Origin of the sequence: Flavobacterium sp. (genome assembly GCF_044373165.1) — a bacterium.
In the GTDB taxonomy this organism is placed as follows: Bacteria; Bacteroidota; Bacteroidia; order Flavobacteriales; family Flavobacteriaceae; genus Flavobacterium.
Window position 1 is genome coordinate 13,977 of sequence record NZ_JBILQL010000025.1, and the last position, 15,014, is coordinate 28,990.

Annotated in this window: 18 protein-coding genes; 16 read left to right on the forward strand and 2 right to left on the reverse strand. The window is 38.6% G+C overall.

Translation table 11 applies throughout. From position 1 onward, the window contains the following. Positions 1-60 precede the first annotated feature (60 nt). Positions 61-615: a hypothetical protein gene (locus ACIQ32_RS05310; protein WP_396194656.1), complete on the forward strand. Its 555-nt coding sequence runs from the start codon at positions 61-63 to the stop codon at positions 613-615. Between the two features lie 49 nt (positions 616-664). On the opposite strand, the gene ACIQ32_RS05315 is transcribed toward ACIQ32_RS05310, so the two are convergent. Both ACIQ32_RS05315 and ACIQ32_RS05320 read right to left on the reverse strand, forming a co-directional pair. Continuing rightward, complete coding sequence (locus ACIQ32_RS05315; RefSeq protein WP_396194657.1) at positions 665-1,009, reverse strand: toxin-antitoxin system YwqK family antitoxin; 345 nt, start codon at positions 1,007-1,009, stop codon at positions 665-667. A gap of 164 nt (positions 1,010-1,173) precedes the next feature. Further along, positions 1,174-2,166 carry a TlpA family protein disulfide reductase gene (locus ACIQ32_RS05320; RefSeq protein ID WP_396194658.1) on the reverse strand — a complete coding sequence of 331 codons (993 nt, stop codon included), beginning with the start codon at positions 2,164-2,166 and terminating at the stop codon, positions 1,174-1,176. A gap of 173 nt (positions 2,167-2,339) precedes the next feature. Here ACIQ32_RS05320 and aspS point away from each other — a divergent pair, with 173 nt between their 5' ends. From aspS to nuoL, 15 genes are all read left to right on the forward strand, one after another. Further along, positions 2,340-4,094 (forward strand): aspartate--tRNA ligase, encoded by a 1,755-nt coding sequence (gene aspS / locus ACIQ32_RS05325; RefSeq protein WP_396194659.1) that lies wholly within the window; start codon positions 2,340-2,342, stop codon positions 4,092-4,094. Between the two features lie 218 nt (positions 4,095-4,312). Continuing rightward, positions 4,313-4,513 (forward strand): cold-shock protein, encoded by a 201-nt coding sequence (locus ACIQ32_RS05330; protein ID WP_176306926.1) that lies wholly within the window; start codon positions 4,313-4,315, stop codon positions 4,511-4,513. Between the two features lie 206 nt (positions 4,514-4,719). Then, entirely contained in the window at positions 4,720-5,085 is a 366-nt protein-coding gene (locus tag ACIQ32_RS05335; RefSeq protein ID WP_396194660.1) for an NADH-quinone oxidoreductase subunit A, read from the forward strand. Between the two features lie 31 nt (positions 5,086-5,116). Beyond that, positions 5,117-5,662, forward strand: coding sequence for an NADH-quinone oxidoreductase subunit B (locus ACIQ32_RS05340; protein WP_396194661.1), 546 nt, complete (start codon positions 5,117-5,119; stop codon positions 5,660-5,662). A 1-nt stretch (position 5,663) separates the two neighbouring features. Next, positions 5,664-6,182, forward strand: coding sequence for an NADH-quinone oxidoreductase subunit C (locus tag ACIQ32_RS05345; RefSeq protein ID WP_396194662.1), 519 nt, complete (start codon positions 5,664-5,666; stop codon positions 6,180-6,182). Between the two features lie 17 nt (positions 6,183-6,199). Then, positions 6,200-7,435: an NADH dehydrogenase (quinone) subunit D gene (gene nuoD, locus ACIQ32_RS05350; protein WP_171221033.1), complete on the forward strand. Its 1,236-nt coding sequence runs from the start codon at positions 6,200-6,202 to the stop codon at positions 7,433-7,435. 82 nt (positions 7,436-7,517) lie between these two features. Beyond that, a complete protein-coding gene (locus tag ACIQ32_RS05355; RefSeq protein ID WP_396194663.1) occupies positions 7,518-8,048 on the forward strand; it encodes a complex I 24 kDa subunit family protein in 531 nt (176 codons plus the stop codon). Between the two features lie 4 nt (positions 8,049-8,052). Then, positions 8,053-9,408, forward strand: a complete 1,356-nt coding sequence (nuoF, locus tag ACIQ32_RS05360) for an NADH-quinone oxidoreductase subunit NuoF (RefSeq protein ID WP_396194664.1) — start codon at positions 8,053-8,055, stop codon at positions 9,406-9,408. Positions 9,409-9,422: 14 nt separating this feature from the next. Then, positions 9,423-9,797, forward strand: coding sequence for a four helix bundle protein (locus tag ACIQ32_RS05365; RefSeq protein WP_187659375.1), 375 nt, complete (start codon positions 9,423-9,425; stop codon positions 9,795-9,797). 65 nt (positions 9,798-9,862) lie between these two features. Then, on the forward strand, positions 9,863-10,918 hold the full coding sequence (locus ACIQ32_RS05370) for a 2Fe-2S iron-sulfur cluster-binding protein (RefSeq protein WP_396194665.1): 1,056 nt from the start codon (positions 9,863-9,865) through the stop codon (positions 10,916-10,918). Continuing rightward, positions 10,911-11,942 (forward strand): NADH-quinone oxidoreductase subunit NuoH, encoded by a 1,032-nt coding sequence (gene nuoH / locus ACIQ32_RS05375; RefSeq protein ID WP_396194666.1) that lies wholly within the window; start codon positions 10,911-10,913, stop codon positions 11,940-11,942. The genes ACIQ32_RS05370 and nuoH overlap by 8 nt, the downstream gene beginning before the upstream one ends. A gap of 6 nt (positions 11,943-11,948) precedes the next feature. Beyond that, a complete protein-coding gene (locus ACIQ32_RS05380) occupies positions 11,949-12,500 on the forward strand; it encodes an NADH-quinone oxidoreductase subunit I (RefSeq protein WP_176306919.1) in 552 nt (183 codons plus the stop codon). After that, positions 12,500-13,015 carry an NADH-quinone oxidoreductase subunit J gene (locus ACIQ32_RS05385; RefSeq protein WP_324689184.1) on the forward strand — a complete coding sequence of 172 codons (516 nt, stop codon included), beginning with the start codon at positions 12,500-12,502 and terminating at the stop codon, positions 13,013-13,015. Before ACIQ32_RS05380 ends, ACIQ32_RS05385 begins: the two co-directional genes overlap by 1 nt. Beyond that, positions 13,015-13,335, forward strand: coding sequence for an NADH-quinone oxidoreductase subunit NuoK (nuoK, locus tag ACIQ32_RS05390; RefSeq protein WP_131474937.1), 321 nt, complete (start codon positions 13,015-13,017; stop codon positions 13,333-13,335). The genes ACIQ32_RS05385 and nuoK overlap by 1 nt, the downstream gene beginning before the upstream one ends. A gap of 6 nt (positions 13,336-13,341) precedes the next feature. Continuing rightward, positions 13,342-15,014: NADH-quinone oxidoreductase subunit L (gene nuoL / locus ACIQ32_RS05395; protein WP_396194667.1), on the forward strand; the 1,673-nt coding region annotated here is incomplete at its 3' end.

Sequence of the window (15,014 nt, forward strand, 5' to 3'; positions counted from 1 at the left end):
AAATAAGCAAAAAGGAACTCCATTTGGGTTCCTTTTTTTATATTGCATAAAATTTATCCGATGAAAAAAACAATCCTATTGTTGGCTTTTATAGCTTTCTCTTGCGATGTTAAAGAAGAATTTAAAACGATTACCATTCCCAACCAATTTTCGTTGGATATCCCTAATAGTTTTGAAAAGGTAAACAATCTCAACGAAGCAGCAACTTTACAATATCAAAATGCGCTGAAAGAGTTTTATGTGATTGTGATGGATGAATCTAAGGAAACTTTCGACAATGCCGTCATCACTAATCAAGTTGATATGACGCCTGATTTGGAAGGTTACTTCAAAGCCATTCAAATCAATCTGAACGAAGCGATCCAGAACATCAAAATATTCGACCAAAAAAACACGGAAATAAATGGGAGAAAAGCCAAGATTTTTTCTGTAACCGGAAATGTAGAAGGGTATGCTATTTTTTATCGCTATGCCATAGTACAAGGCAAAAAACACTACTATCAAATTATGCTGTGGACTGAACTGAAAAAAGGCAAATCCTATCTGCAAACCATGGATCAATCCATCTATTCTTTCAAAGAATTAATCCGACATAATAAATTATATAAAGAATAAAAAAAGGACTTCAATTGAAGTCCTTTTTGATAAAGCAATATTGTTGCTCTTATTTGTTTACGATAGCTTGCTGTGTCCACGACTTAACAGAAGCTACTCGACTGTCCGAATAATCTACTTCACTTAAAGAAGTATTGTTCCAAAAAAACCATTTCCCGGTTTTGGCTCCGTTAACATACTCGCCAATAGATTTTTTATTACCTTGTTCATCAAAAGCAATCCACTGACCGGTTAACTTTCCATCCTGAAAATATCCTTGTTGTTGGATTTTACCATTATCGTAGTAATAAGTAGCCTTAACCAAATTTCCTTCTTGTTCTAAAACCGGTTTAGTTGTTTGGGCAAAAGCAACTCCCGATAGTAAAAACACTCCTAAAATCAATATCTTTTTCATAATTGTAGGTTTTAATTGTTTACATTAACAAAACAAAAATATAAAATATTTTACATTAAAAAAACTTTTGCTTAACAATTTGGTAACATTGGAAAAAATTTAACATTGGAAAATAAAAAAGCCCCGCAAATACGAGGCTTTCTATTGGTCTTAAAATGTTGTGGTTACTTCACCAAACCGTCTAATTGTGTTTTTAACTTAGGATTGGAAGGTCGAGCAGCATCAGCATCAATTACCACTCCTTTCGGGTCAATTAGGATAAAACGCGGAATCGAATTGATTCCGAAAGCCTTGATAAAATCGGAATTCCAATTTTTATCGGCATACAATTGGGTTCCGCCTAAGGCTTTTTCGGTTACAAAAGTTTTCCATTTTTCATAATCTTTCTCCACATCTACAGAAACACTGACAAACTCAATGTTCTTTCCGTGATAATTTTTTTCTAATTCTTTCAAAAAAGGAATTTCGGCTCTACAAGGCCCGCACCAAGTAGCCCAAACATCTATATAAACATATTTACCTTTCATACTTTCCAAGGAAGTCTTACCGCCTTTGTGGTTTTCATAAACAAAATCAGGAGCAGCAGTATTATTGAGTTTCTTATTTGCCATGATTTGAGTATGGTATTGCTTTAATCCTGACAAGTTGGCTTCTAAAGTATTTTTGAATAAAGTAGCAAAATTGGTGTCTAAGGCCGCTTTGTCCAAACGTCCGGTATCAGCATTTCTTTTTTCTTCAATGGCTTTGTTAAAATTGGTTTCCTCCATGGCCAATAAACTATCAAAGTCCATTTTTTGATCAATTAAGGATTGCTCTGCCAAAAAAGTATTTTCATTAGCTCCTTTTCCGGAAAACTTCAAAGTTTCATCAAACTTCTTAGCGTCTAAGGACATTTTCAAATCATAACCCGGTTTTAAAAACAACTGAGCATATTCGTTGCCGTCAAAAAACTGGTACATGCCTTCTTTAATGGGAAAAGTAGACTTAAAAATACCTTTGTCATCAACCTTTATTTCCAAAACATTTTTTCTGCCTTCTTTTAAATAAACCACGTCACCGTTTCGATTGGCAATTTCAACTTGTATAGTCATTGTTTCCTGTCCAAAAACTGTTATCGAAACTAAAAACAACAACGCCGTGGAAATCCATTTTTTCATAAATAAACTTTTTAAAATTGTTAGAGTAACCAAATATACTTTTTTTAAAATCAACCAGACAATTTTATGTGAAAATTTCGAATGAATTTTACCCTTCTTAATTGATTTTAGTTTTTTACTTTTGCACCCGTGATCAAAGGTCAAATTATAGGAACAAAAAAACAGTCATTCTGATGTATAGAAGTCATAACTGCGGAGAGCTCAACAGCACTCAAATCAATAAAGAAGTTACGCTTGCCGGTTGGGTGCAAAAATCTCGTGATAAAGGATTTATGATCTGGGTAGATTTGCGAGACCGATATGGTATTACCCAACTTATTTTTGACGAGCAAAGAACTGATAAAGCAGTTTTTGAAAAAGCCAAATCATTGGGTAGAGAATTTGTAATTCAAGTGAAAGGAACCGTTATTGAACGCGAGTCCAAAAACCCAAACATGGCTACCGGTGCTATTGAGATATTAGTTTCGGAATTAAACATCTTAAACGAAGCTTTGTTGCCACCATTTACGATTGAAGATGAAACCGATGGTGGCGAAGACATTAGAATGAAATACCGCTATTTAGACATCCGAAGAAATCCGGTAAAAAACTCTTTGTTGTTCCGTCATAAAGTGGCGATGGAAGTCCGCAAATATTTATCTGAATTAGATTTTTGCGAAGTTGAAACGCCTTATTTAATCAAATCAACTCCGGAAGGCGCTCGAGATTTTGTAGTGCCGAGCCGCATGAACGAAGGACAATTCTACGCTTTACCGCAATCGCCTCAAACCTTCAAACAATTGTTAATGGTAGGTGGCATGGACAAATATTTCCAAATCGTGAAATGTTTCCGCGATGAAGATTTGCGTGCCGACAGACAGCCTGAGTTCACCCAAATCGATTGCGAAATGGCTTTCGTAGAACAAGAAGATATTTTAAATGTATTTGAAGGCCTAACCCGTCATTTACTAAAAGAAATCAAAGGCATAGACGTAGCAGAATTCCCAAGAATCACCTACGATTACGCTATGAAAACCTATGGTAACGACAAACCGGATATTCGTTTTGAGATGAAATTCGGAGAGTTAAATGCGGTGGCACAACACAAAGATTTTGCCGTATTCAATTCGGCCGAACTAGTAGTTGGAATTGCCGCTCCTGGCTGTGCTTCCTACACTCGTAAAGAAATAGACGCATTAATCGACTGGGTAAAACGTCCTCAAGTAGGCGCTTCCGGAATGGTCTACGTGAAGTGTGAAGAAGACGGAACGTACAAATCATCGGTAGACAAATTCTACGACCAAGACGATTTGAAAAAATGGGCGGAAGCCACGAATGCTAAAGCAGGCGACTTGATTTTAGTACTATCAGGCAACGCTAATAAAACCAGAACGCAATTGTCCGCACTTCGTATGGAAGTAGCTACTCGTTTAGGGCTGAGAAAACCGGATGAATTTGCCCCATTATGGGTGGTAGATTTTCCTTTATTGGAATGGGACGAAGAAAGCGGACGCTACCACGCTATGCACCATCCGTTTACGTCACCGAAACCGGAAGACATGAAACTCATCGAAACCGAACCGGGCAAAGTGCGCGCCAACGCCTACGATATGGTCTTAAACGGAAACGAAATCGGCGGTGGTTCTATCAGAATTCACGATAAAGAATTGCAAAGCAGAATGTTCAGTTTGTTAGGTTTCACTCCCGAACAAGCGCAAGACCAATTTGGATTCTTGATGAATGCCTTCCAATTCGGAGCGCCGCCACATGGCGGTTTGGCCTTCGGTTTAGACCGCTTGGTAGCCATTTTAGGCGGACAAGAAACCATCCGCGACTTTATTGCTTTCCCTAAAAACAATTCCGGACGCGACGTAATGATTGACGCTCCATCGGTAATTGATGAGGCCCAATTAAAAGAATTACACATCAAATTGAGCGTTTCGGAATAAATATCATATTCTCATTTTAACAGAAAGCAATTATTTAAAAATTTATAAATGATTGCTTTTTTTGTTGTCATTTTTAGAATAATTCAAATATTGTATTGAAAATCATTCAATTATATAACAAAAACAGTAAAAAAAATTTAACTTTTTATTTGAATTTTGTTGGCTATGTTGCAAATAAGTATATCTTTGGGCATTATTAATTTTTTTTATATTACAAAATGCGCACAGGTAAAGTTAAATTCTTCAATGAATCAAAAGGTTACGGTTTTATTACTGACGATGAGACAGGAAAAGACATTTTCGTACATGCTACCGGTATTAAATCAGAAGGTTTAAGTGAAGGTGACAAAGTATCTTACGAAGAAGAAGAAGGAAGAAAAGGTAAAGTAGCGGCTCAAGTAGTGGCTATCGAAGACTAATATATATTATTTTTTGATTACCTAGAATGACTCAACGTCCCGAAAATTTCGGGACGTTTTTTTATGGCATAAACTTCTTATTTAAAATCAGTTTAAATAAACATTTTTAAAGAAATAAATAACAAACGTTTAGCCTTTGATTTTTGCGAATTCAATATTGCAACGTATATTTGTGGCTATTTTAAATACACCTAAATTTTAGCCTTATGCAGTCTAATCAATTAGATTATTTACCAATCCTAATGCAAGCAGGTTTAGCCATAGGATTCGTGGTCTTAACCATCATCGGTTCCAGCTTTTTAGGCCCTAAAAGACATTCCAAAAGCAAAGATAAAAACTTCGAGTGTGGAATTGAATCTGTCGGCAATGCCAGAATTCCGTTTTCTGTAAAATATTTCTTGGTCGCCATCCTATTTGTGCTTTTTGACGTAGAGGTTATTTTTCTTTACCCTTGGGCCATCAATTTCAAAGAGCTAGGCATGGAAGGTATGATTAAGATGGTTATTTTCATGTCGCTTTTATTAGTAGGTTTCTTCTACATTATCAAGAAGAAAGCGTTAGAGTGGGAATAATTAATTACGAATTATAAATTACGAATTATCCATGAGTGATTCAAAACCAAATATGGTTGCTCCGCCGGAAGGAGTTGTTGGTGAAGGTTTCTTCGCTACTAAATTAAATGACGTTGTCGGATTGGCGAGAGCCAATTCCCTTTGGCCATTGCCTTTCGCGACTTCTTGTTGCGGCATTGAATTCATGGCCACCATGGCTTCTCACTACGATTTAGCGCGTTTTGGTTCGGAAAGAGTAAGTTTCTCTCCGCGTCAAGCCGATATGCTAATGGTAATGGGAACGATTTCTAAAAAAATGGCACCAATTTTACGTCAGGTTTACGAACAAATGTCGGAACCAAGATGGGTAATAGCCGTGGGCGCATGTGCTTCATCAGGTGGTGTTTTCGATACTTATTCTGTTTTGCAAGGCATTGATAAAGTAATTCCTGTTGACGTTTACGTTCCGGGTTGTCCGCCAAGACCGGAGCAAATTGTAGACGGTGTAATGCAACTACAGGAATTGGTGAAAAACGAATCGGTGCGCCGAAGAAACTCACCGGAATATAAAGAATTATTAGCTTCTTATAACCTATAATATGGCTTTAGAAACAGCTTATATCCAAGATAAATTGGCTCAGGCATTCGGCAACAATGTGCTGAACTTTGAAATGAAACGCGATATTTTCACTTTAGAGGCAACACCAAACACCATACACGAAGTAATTCGCTTTTTGAAAGAACAGGAAGATTTAAACTTTCACTTCTTAACCGATTTAGCCGGAATTCATTTCCCTGACAATGACGCAGAACACCAATTTGCCGTGACTTATCAATTGCACAACTGGATTGAAAACGTGAGAATTCGTGTAAAAACCTTCTTGCCGGATCCGGCTGAAGTTGATACGATAACCGACTTGTTTCTATGTGCCAATTGGATGGAAAGAGAAGCTTGGGATTTCTTCGGCATCAATTTCAAAGGACATCCGCAATTGAAACGCATTTTGAATATGGAAGAGATGGTTTCTCACCCGATGCGAAAAGAATTCCCGATGGAAGACAGCGGAAGAACCGATAAAGACGACCGTTTCTTCGGAAGAACACCAGTTAATAATTAAATAATTCAACATTATAAATGTCAGATTTATTATTATCACCAGAGCATCGATATGCTAAAGTTATAGAAAAGACCCGCAATGAAGACGGAAGCGAACTCTCTATATTAAACTTGGGACCAACACACCCGGCCACGCATGGGATTTTCCAAAACATCTTATTGATGGACGGAGAAAGAATCTTAGATGCCGAGCCAACTGTGGGTTACATTCACCGTGCGTTTGAAAAAATCGCCGAAAACCGTCCGTTTTACCAAATCAACGTATTGACCGATCGTATGAACTATTGTTCTTCGCCTATCAATAATATGGCTTGGTGGATGACTGTTGAGAAATTATTGAATATTGAAGTACCGAAACGTGCACAATATTTAAGAGTTATCGTAATGGAGTTGGCCCGAATTACAGACCACTTGATTTGTAATTCGATTTTAGGAGTAGATACAGGTGCTTATACCGGATTCCTTTATGTATTCCAATTCAGAGAAAAAGTATACGAGATTTACGAAGAAATTTGTGGCGCTCGTTTAACTACCAATATGGGAAGAATAGGCGGTTTTGAAAGAGAATGGTCTGACGAAGCCTTCAAAAAATTAAACACTTTCTTAGAAGAATTTCCGGTAGCTTGGAAAGAATTCGAAAACCTATTCGAAAGAAACCGAATCTTCATCGACAGAACGGTTAACGTTGGTCCGATTTCAGCTGAAAAAGCAATGCAATACGGATTAACCGGCCCGAATTTACGCGCTGCCGGAATCGATTATGATGTTCGTAAAGCGGCTCCGTATTCTTCTTATGAAGATTTCGAATTCGATATTCCTGTTGGAAAATCAGGCGATACTTATGACCGTTTTTGCGTGCGCAATGCCGAAGTTTGGGAAAGTTTGAGCATTATCAAACAAGCCTTGGCAAAATTGCCTGAAGGACCAATCCATGCCGATGTACCCGATTATTATTTGCCTCCGAAAGAAGACGTTTACACCAATATGGAAAGCTTAATTTATCACTTCAAAATTGTGATGGGTGAAGTGCCGGTTCCGGTAGACGAAATCTATCATGCGGTAGAAGGCGGTAACGGTGAGTTAGGATTCTATTTAATTACCGACGGAAGCAGAACACCATACCGTTTAAAATTCAGAAGACCTTGTTATATCTATTACCAAGCGTATACTGAGATGATTAAAGGCGGAATGCTATCGGATGCTATCGTTATTTTATCAAGTTTAAATGTAATTGCCGGCGAATTAGACGCCTAAAAGAAATTATAAATGATGAATTTTAAATTCTAAATTATTCCAAACATTTAAAATTTACAATTCAAAATTTAAAATAAAACCAATGGAAAGATCACATATCAAACAAGAGATAAACATTACTGAACCGTTGATGGCGCGCATCAATGAGTTAATCAGTCATTATCCTGCCGATAAAAAGAAATCTGCTTTATTGCCGGTTTTGCACGAAGTGCAAGACGCTCACGACAACTGGTTGAGCATTGAATTGCAAAATAAAGTGGCTGAAATTTTAGAAATATTGCCGATTGAAGTATACGAAGTAGTGACTTTTTATACCATGTTCAACCAAAGACCTATTGGTAAATACATGTTCGAATTCTGTCAAACCGCTGCCTGTTGTCAAAACGGCGTAGAAGATTTGATGGATTATACTTGTGAAAAATTGGGTGTAGGCATTGGCGAACCAACGCCTGACGGGATGTTTGAAGTACGCGGTGTAGAATGTTTAGGCGCTTGCGGTTATGCACCAATGATGCAGTTGGGCGATTTCTACCAAGAGCATTTGACCAAAGAAAAAGTAGACCAGCTAATCGCTGATTGCAAAGAAGGAAAAATCACTTTACACGATAAATAATATCATGGGAAGAAAAATATTATTAGACAAAATCAACGTTCCGGGCATCAAAACCTATGAAGTGTATCGCAGAGAAGGCGGTTACGCTTCAGTGGAAAAAGCCCTGAAAAAAATGACACCGGATGAGGTAGTCGAAGAAGTAAAAACTTCAGGATTACGCGGTCGTGGTGGCGCAGGTTTCCCGGCCGGAATGAAATGGAGTTTTATCGACAAAAAATCAGGCAATCCAAGACACTTGGTGTGCAACGCCGATGAGTCGGAACCGGGAACTTTCAAAGACCGTTACTTAATGGAATACATTCCGCACTTATTAATAGAAGGAATGATTACGTCGAGTTATGCTTTGGGTGCCAATCTATCCTACATCTACATTCGTGGCGAATACATGTGGGTTTACAAAATTTTAGAAAGAGCCATCGCCGAAGCGAAAGCTGCCGGTTGGTTAGGCAAAAACATATTAGGTTCTGGCTACGATTTGGAATTATACGTTCAAATCGGAGGCGGTGCTTACATTTGTGGAGAAGAAACAGCCTTAATTGAAAGCTTAGAAGGTAATCGAGGTAATCCTCGTTTGAAACCACCATTCCCGGCTGTAAAAGGTTTGTGGCAAAATCCAACTGTAGTCAACAATGTTGAAACCATTTCAGCAGTGCCTTGGATCATCAACAATTCAGGGGCGGATTATGCCGGAATCGGGATTGGTCGTTCAACGGGAACCAAATTAATTTCGGCTTCCGGAAACATCAAAAACCAAGGGGTTTACGAAATTGAGTTAGGGGTTTCTGTTTACGAATTCATGAACTCCGACGAATATTGCGGCGGAATGCAAACCGACAGACCTTTGAAAGCTCTAGTTCCCGGTGGAAGTTCGGTGCCAATTCTTCCTGCCCATTTAATCTACAAAACCGCTGCAGGCGAAGACCGTTTGATGACTTACGAAAGTTTATCTGATGGTGGATTCGCAACAGGTTCAATGTTAGGTTCAGGTGGATTTATCGTTTATGATGATAGAGCTTGTATCGTTCGCAACACATGGAATTTCTCGCGTTTCTATCACCACGAATCTTGCGGTCAATGTACACCATGTCGCGAAGGAACGGGTTGGTTAGAAAAAGTATTGTGGAGAATTGAAAACGGACAAGGACGCGAAGAAGACATCGAATTGTTGTGGAGCATCCAATCCAAAATTGAAGGAAACACGATTTGTCCTTTAGGTGATGCGGCTTCATGGCCGGTGGCTGCGGCAATTCGTCACTTCAGAGACGAGTTTGAATACCACATTCGTTTCCCTGAAAAAGTAAAGAACCGTGACCATTTCGTTCACGAACCGTTTTCTCAAGTCTTAATGTCGAAAGTCTAAAAGTCATAAAGTAAATGGGAAAATTTAAATCTTTTGAAGAAATTAATTCTTGGCAGAAAGCCAGACAGTTTAATAAAAGGATTTATGAAATAACCGATAATCAAAATTTTAAAAAAGATTTTGATTTGGTCAGACAAATAAGAAGAGCATCTATTTCAATTTCTTCTAATATTGCAGAAGGTTTTGAAAGGAACACAGATAAAGAATTTATACATTTTTTGTATATAGCTAAAGCATCCGCAGGAGAAGTTCGATCGCAATTGTATTTAGCATTAGATTTGAATTATATTGAAAAAATTGAATTTGAAGAATTATTTAATGATGTTTCTGATATTTCAAAATTAATAAGTGGATTTATAAAATATTTAAATGACAGTCAAAAGTCATAAAGTCATAGAGTTGAGCAATTCGACATTAAGACATTAAGACATTAAGACGTTAAGACTTAATATAAATGAAAGTAACCATAGACGGTCAAGAAATTGAAGTAGCACCGGGAACCACCATCCTGCAAGCTGCTCGTATGATTGGTGGAGAATCTGTTCCGCCGGCCATGTGCTATTATTCTAAATTAAAAGGAACCGGCGGTAAATGCCGTTGTTGTTTGGTAGACGTTACTAAAGGTAGCGAAGCCGATCCAAGACCAATGCCTAAATTGGTAGCGTCATGCGTTACCGGTTGTCAGGACGGAATGGAAGTAGCCAGCAAAAAGTCGGATAGAGTTGCCGAAGCCCGTAAAGCCGTAACCGAATTCCTTTTGATCAATCACCCACTCGATTGTCCGGTTTGTGACCAGGCAGGCGAATGTGATTTGCAGAATTTGAGTTTCGAACACGGCAAACTGCAACAACGTTTTGTGGAAGAAAAAAGAACTTTCGAGCCCGAGGATATCGGAGATAAAATTCAGTTGCACATGAACCGTTGTATCGTTTGTCAACGATGTGTAGAAGTAGCCGATCAATTAACCGATAAAAGAGTACACGGCGTTTTAAATCGTGGTGACCATTCGCAAATTTCGACTTGTGTTTCGGCAGCGATCGACAACGAGTTCTCCGGAAATATGATTGATGTTTGTCCGGTAGGTGCTTTAACAGACAAGACTTTCCGATTCAAATCGAGAGTTTGGTTTAACAAACCTTTCAATGCTCACAGAGAATGTACTACGCCGGGTTGTTGCGGAAAAACTACGCTTTGGATGTTCGGTAACGAAATTCAAAGAGTAACTGCTCGCAAAGACGAATACCACGAAGTAGAAGATTTCATCTGTAACACTTGTCGTTTCGACAAAAAAGAAGTTTCTGATTGGGTGATTGAAGGGCCGCGTCAATTCGAAAAAGATTCGGTAATCAACCAAAACAAACACTTTGGTAAAACAGATAAAGTAGTAATCGAAACTGAAAAAGGCATCCTTCAAGGTAGAGATATCGACCGTAAAAAAATCAGTATGGCCGATATCGATTACAACGAAAAAATAGACGGTAACCCTATAAACGATAAGCAAAATGGATAGTGCTTTCATCATAGAAAAAAGTGTGGTTATCGTAACCGTATTTGCCATTACCATGATTATGGCGATGTATTCCACTTGGGCCGAACGTAAAGTAGCAGCTTTTTTGCAAGATCGTGTCGGACCAAACCGCGCCGGTTGGGGTGGTTTATTACAGCCTTTGGCCGATGGTATGAAATTATTCGCCAAAGAAGAATTTGAACCGAATACTAAAAATAAATTTTTATTCTTTGTCGGACCGGCGATTGCGATGAGCACAGCATTAATGACTAGTGCCGTAATACCATGGGGTGACAAATTGCATATTTTCGGAAGAGATGTAGTGCTTCAAGCGACCGATATTGACAATGCTTTGCTCTATGTTTTTGCCATTGTCTCAATCGGAGTTTACGGTATTATGATTGGAGGTTGGGCTTCTAATAACAAGTTCTCCTTAATGGGAGCTGTTCGTGCCGCTTCGCAAATGGTTTCTTATGAAATTGCTATGGGTTTATCCGTAATCGCTTTATTGATGATGACCGGAACTTTGAGCTTAAAAGAAATCTCTGTACAACAAGCCGGAATGAACTGGAACGTATTTTACCAACCTGTTGGCTTTTTAATCTTCTTAATCTGTGCTTTTGCGGAAACCAACAGAACGCCATTCGACTTAGCCGAATGTGAATCGGAATTGATTGGGGGTTACCACACCGAATATTCTTCCATGAAAATGGGATTCTATTTGTTTGCCGAATACGCTAATATGTTTATTTCGTCAGCGATTTTGGCCATCCTTTATTTTGGTGGTTACAACTATCCGGGTATGCAATGGATGGTGGACAACGTTGGTGTAAATACTGCAAACCTCATTGGAATCGGAGTTTTATTTATCAAAATCTGCTTCTTTATCTTCTTCTATATGTGGGTGCGTTGGACCATCCCGCGTTTCAGATACGATCAATTGATGAACTTAGGCTGGAAGATTTTAATTCCGCTTTCAATCGTCAACATTATAATAACCGGAATTTGCATTTTAGCTTTTAAATAAGAAACTATGTCAACAGCAATACAAAGCATATCGCTTTCAGGTAAAAAGAAACAGGTTTCCAATAAGGAAATGACGTTCCTGGAGCGCCTTTATTTAGTAGCCATTGTAAAAGGCTTACTCATTACCATCAAACACTTTTTCAGAAAAAAAGCAACGATTCATTATCCGGAGCAAGTCCGTGCTTTTAGTCCGGTATACCGTGGTCGTCATATGTTGAAACGCGACGAACAAGGTCGTGAAAACTGTACCGCTTGCGGATTGTGTGCTTTGTCTTGTCCGGCCGAAGCCATCACGATGAAGGCCGCTGAACGCAAAAAAGGCGAAGAACATTTGTACCGTGAAGAAAAATATGCCGAAATCTATGAAATCAATATGTTGCGTTGTATTTTCTGCGGTTTGTGTGAAGAAGCTTGTCCGAAAGACGCTATTTACCTAACGATTTCAAAAGAATTGGTTCCCGCGCAATACGACCGTGAAGATTTTATTTTCGGCAAAGACAAATTGGTGATGCCTTTAGAAATGGCTATTAAAAATACTCAACTTAAAAACGCTAACTAATGTCGCCTATCTTAATTACCTTCTACTTTTTAGCAGCCATTACGTTGGCCACGGCGTTTTTAACCATTTACAGTAAAAACCCGATTCACAGTGCGATATACTTAGTACTTTGTTTCTTCTCTATTGCCGGTCATTATTTGTTGTTCAACGCACAGTTCTTGGCGATTGTACACATTATAGTGTATTCGGGCGCGATTATGGTACTCTTCCTTTTTACCATCATGTTGATGAATTTGAATAAAGAAAACGAAGTCCATAAACCCCGAATTACCCGTTTAGGCGCTATCGTTGTTTTCATTTTGATGAGTATCGTCTTGGTAACCATCTTTATCAATTCGAAAACCATCATGGGCGAATACGATACTTCTGGCGAAGATTTCCAATCGATTAAAACCCTTGGAAAAATACTATTGAACGAATACATGGTGCCATTCGAATTTGCTTCCATCTTATTGTTGGCGGCGATGATTGGTGTGGTTTTATTGTCTAAAAAAGAAAAAACAGAGAAAAAATAATGAACAATATTTTAAATGAAATAGGAATAGAAAACTACATCTTCCTTTCGGTACTCTTGTTTTGTATCGGAGTTTTCGGAGTGTTGTACCGCCGAAATGCCATCATCGTTTTCATGTCTATTGAAATCATGTTGAACGCGGTGAATTTATTGTTTGTAGCTTTTTCAACGTACCACCAAGACGCCGAAGGACAAGTATTTGTATTCTTCTCGATGGCGGTTGCCGCAGCGGAAGTTGCCGTAGGATTGGCGATTCTGGTTTCTGTATTTAGAAACTTAGGGTCGATTGATATCGATAATTTAAAGAATTTAAAAGGATAATCTGAGATGGAAACAAATTTAGCTTTACTATTACTCTTATCTCCATTTGTTGGATTTCTTTTCAATATTTTCTTTGGAAAAAAAGTAAGCCGAAATGTATCCGGTGCTATCGGAACGCTAACTGTAGTGGTTTCGTTCTTATTAAGCATTTGCTTTTTTGCCCAATTGAACCAAAACGGAAAGCCGTTTGAAATTGCTTTATTCGATTGGATTCAGGTAAGCAACTTCAAATTAGACTTCGGGATTTTATTAGACCAATTGTCGTTATTGTGGTTGTTGTTCGTAACCGGAATCGGTTCGTTAATTCACCTCTACTCTATCAGCTATATGCACGATGACGAGAACATGCACAAGTTCTTTGCTTACTTAAACTTATTCGTATTCTTCATGATTACGTTGGTCATCGGAAGCAACTTATTGGTGATGTTCATTGGTTGGGAAGGCGTTGGATTGTGTTCGTATTTGTTAATCGGATTCTGGTATAAAAACCAACCTTATAACGATGCGGCTAAAAAAGCATTCATCATGAACAGAATTGGAGATTTAGGTTTCTTAATTGGAATGTTCATCATGGCTGCTTTGTTTTCTACTTTAAATTATAACGAGATAAAAATAGCACTTTCAGCCGGAAATACGGATACCGTAATGCTTGGTGTTGCCGCTTTATGCTTGTTCATCGGAGCTTGTGGTAAATCCGCTCAATTGCCATTATACACTTGGTTACCTGATGCGATGGCCGGACCAACACCGGTTTCTGCGTTAATTCACGCCGCGACGATGGTAACCGCCGGTATCTTTATGGTAACCAGAATGAACTTCTTATTCGATTTAACGCCGAATATCCAACACATTATTGCCATTGTTGGTGCTGCCACTGCTTTAGTTGCCGCTTCCATAGGTTTATTACAAAACGATATTAAAAAAGTATTGGCTTACTCTACCGTTTCCCAATTGGGATTAATGTTCTTGGCTTTAGGCTTAGGTGCTTATACAGTAGCGGTATTCCACGTAATCACGCACGCCTTCTTTAAAGCTTGTTTGTTCTTAGGTTCCGGTTCGGTAATCCACGGATTGCATGGCGAACAAGACATGAGAAAAATGGGTGGTTTGCGCAAAGCGATGCCAATCACGTTCTGGACGATGATGATTTCAACCTTAGCCATTGCGGGTATTTTCCCGTTCGCCGGTTTTTGGTCGAAAGACGAAATCTTGATGGTGGCTTTTGAACACAACAAAGTATTATGGGTAGTGGCTTCGATTGCATCAATCATGACCGCTTTCTATATGTTCCGATTGATGTACTTAACCTTCTTCAAAGAATTCAGAGGCACCGAAGAACAAAAACACCACTTACACGAAAGCCCGAGTTTAATCACTATTCCGTTGGTAATTTTAGCGGTTTTAGCGGTAATCGGTGGTGCGATTAACTTACCGGGCAGTATGTGGTTGAACCATTTCTTGGAACCGATTTTAGCGGCCAAACATGAAGCACATCATTTGGGAACTCAAGAATTTATGTTGATGGGTATTGCTTTAGCAGGCGCTATCGTTGGGATTATTTGGGCGAATGCCAAATACATCAAAGGTGGCTTTGTACCGAAAGAAGATGCGGATATCAGCGGCTTCAACAAAACGGTTTACAACAAATATTATGTGGACGAATTTTACACATTCTTAAT

What these genes read in the sequence shown, in the direction of transcription:
- ACIQ32_RS05310 (WP_396194656.1), top strand. Translation starts at nt 61, where the DNA reads ATGAAAAAAACAATCCTATTGTTGGCTTTTATAGCTTTCTCTTGCGAT.
- ACIQ32_RS05315 (WP_396194657.1), bottom strand. Translation starts at nt 1,009, where the DNA reads ATGAAAAAGATATTGATTTTAGGAGTGTTTTTACTATCGGGAGTTGCT.
- ACIQ32_RS05320 (WP_396194658.1), bottom strand. Translation starts at nt 2,166, where the DNA reads ATGAAAAAATGGATTTCCACGGCGTTGTTGTTTTTAGTTTCGATAACA.
- aspS (WP_396194659.1), top strand. Translation starts at nt 2,340, where the DNA reads ATGTATAGAAGTCATAACTGCGGAGAGCTCAACAGCACTCAAATCAAT.
- ACIQ32_RS05330 (WP_176306926.1), top strand. Translation starts at nt 4,313, where the DNA reads ATGCGCACAGGTAAAGTTAAATTCTTCAATGAATCAAAAGGTTACGGT.
- ACIQ32_RS05335 (WP_396194660.1), top strand. Translation starts at nt 4,720, where the DNA reads ATGCAGTCTAATCAATTAGATTATTTACCAATCCTAATGCAAGCAGGT.
- ACIQ32_RS05340 (WP_396194661.1), top strand. Translation starts at nt 5,117, where the DNA reads ATGAGTGATTCAAAACCAAATATGGTTGCTCCGCCGGAAGGAGTTGTT.
- ACIQ32_RS05345 (WP_396194662.1), top strand. Translation starts at nt 5,664, where the DNA reads ATGGCTTTAGAAACAGCTTATATCCAAGATAAATTGGCTCAGGCATTC.
- nuoD (WP_171221033.1), top strand. Translation starts at nt 6,200, where the DNA reads ATGTCAGATTTATTATTATCACCAGAGCATCGATATGCTAAAGTTATA.
- ACIQ32_RS05355 (WP_396194663.1), top strand. Translation starts at nt 7,518, where the DNA reads ATGGAAAGATCACATATCAAACAAGAGATAAACATTACTGAACCGTTG.
- nuoF (WP_396194664.1), top strand. Translation starts at nt 8,053, where the DNA reads ATGGGAAGAAAAATATTATTAGACAAAATCAACGTTCCGGGCATCAAA.
- ACIQ32_RS05365 (WP_187659375.1), top strand. Translation starts at nt 9,423, where the DNA reads ATGGGAAAATTTAAATCTTTTGAAGAAATTAATTCTTGGCAGAAAGCC.
- ACIQ32_RS05370 (WP_396194665.1), top strand. Translation starts at nt 9,863, where the DNA reads ATGAAAGTAACCATAGACGGTCAAGAAATTGAAGTAGCACCGGGAACC.
- nuoH (WP_396194666.1), top strand. Translation starts at nt 10,911, where the DNA reads ATGGATAGTGCTTTCATCATAGAAAAAAGTGTGGTTATCGTAACCGTA.
- ACIQ32_RS05380 (WP_176306919.1), top strand. Translation starts at nt 11,949, where the DNA reads ATGTCAACAGCAATACAAAGCATATCGCTTTCAGGTAAAAAGAAACAG.
- ACIQ32_RS05385 (WP_324689184.1), top strand. Translation starts at nt 12,500, where the DNA reads ATGTCGCCTATCTTAATTACCTTCTACTTTTTAGCAGCCATTACGTTG.
- nuoK (WP_131474937.1), top strand. Translation starts at nt 13,015, where the DNA reads ATGAACAATATTTTAAATGAAATAGGAATAGAAAACTACATCTTCCTT.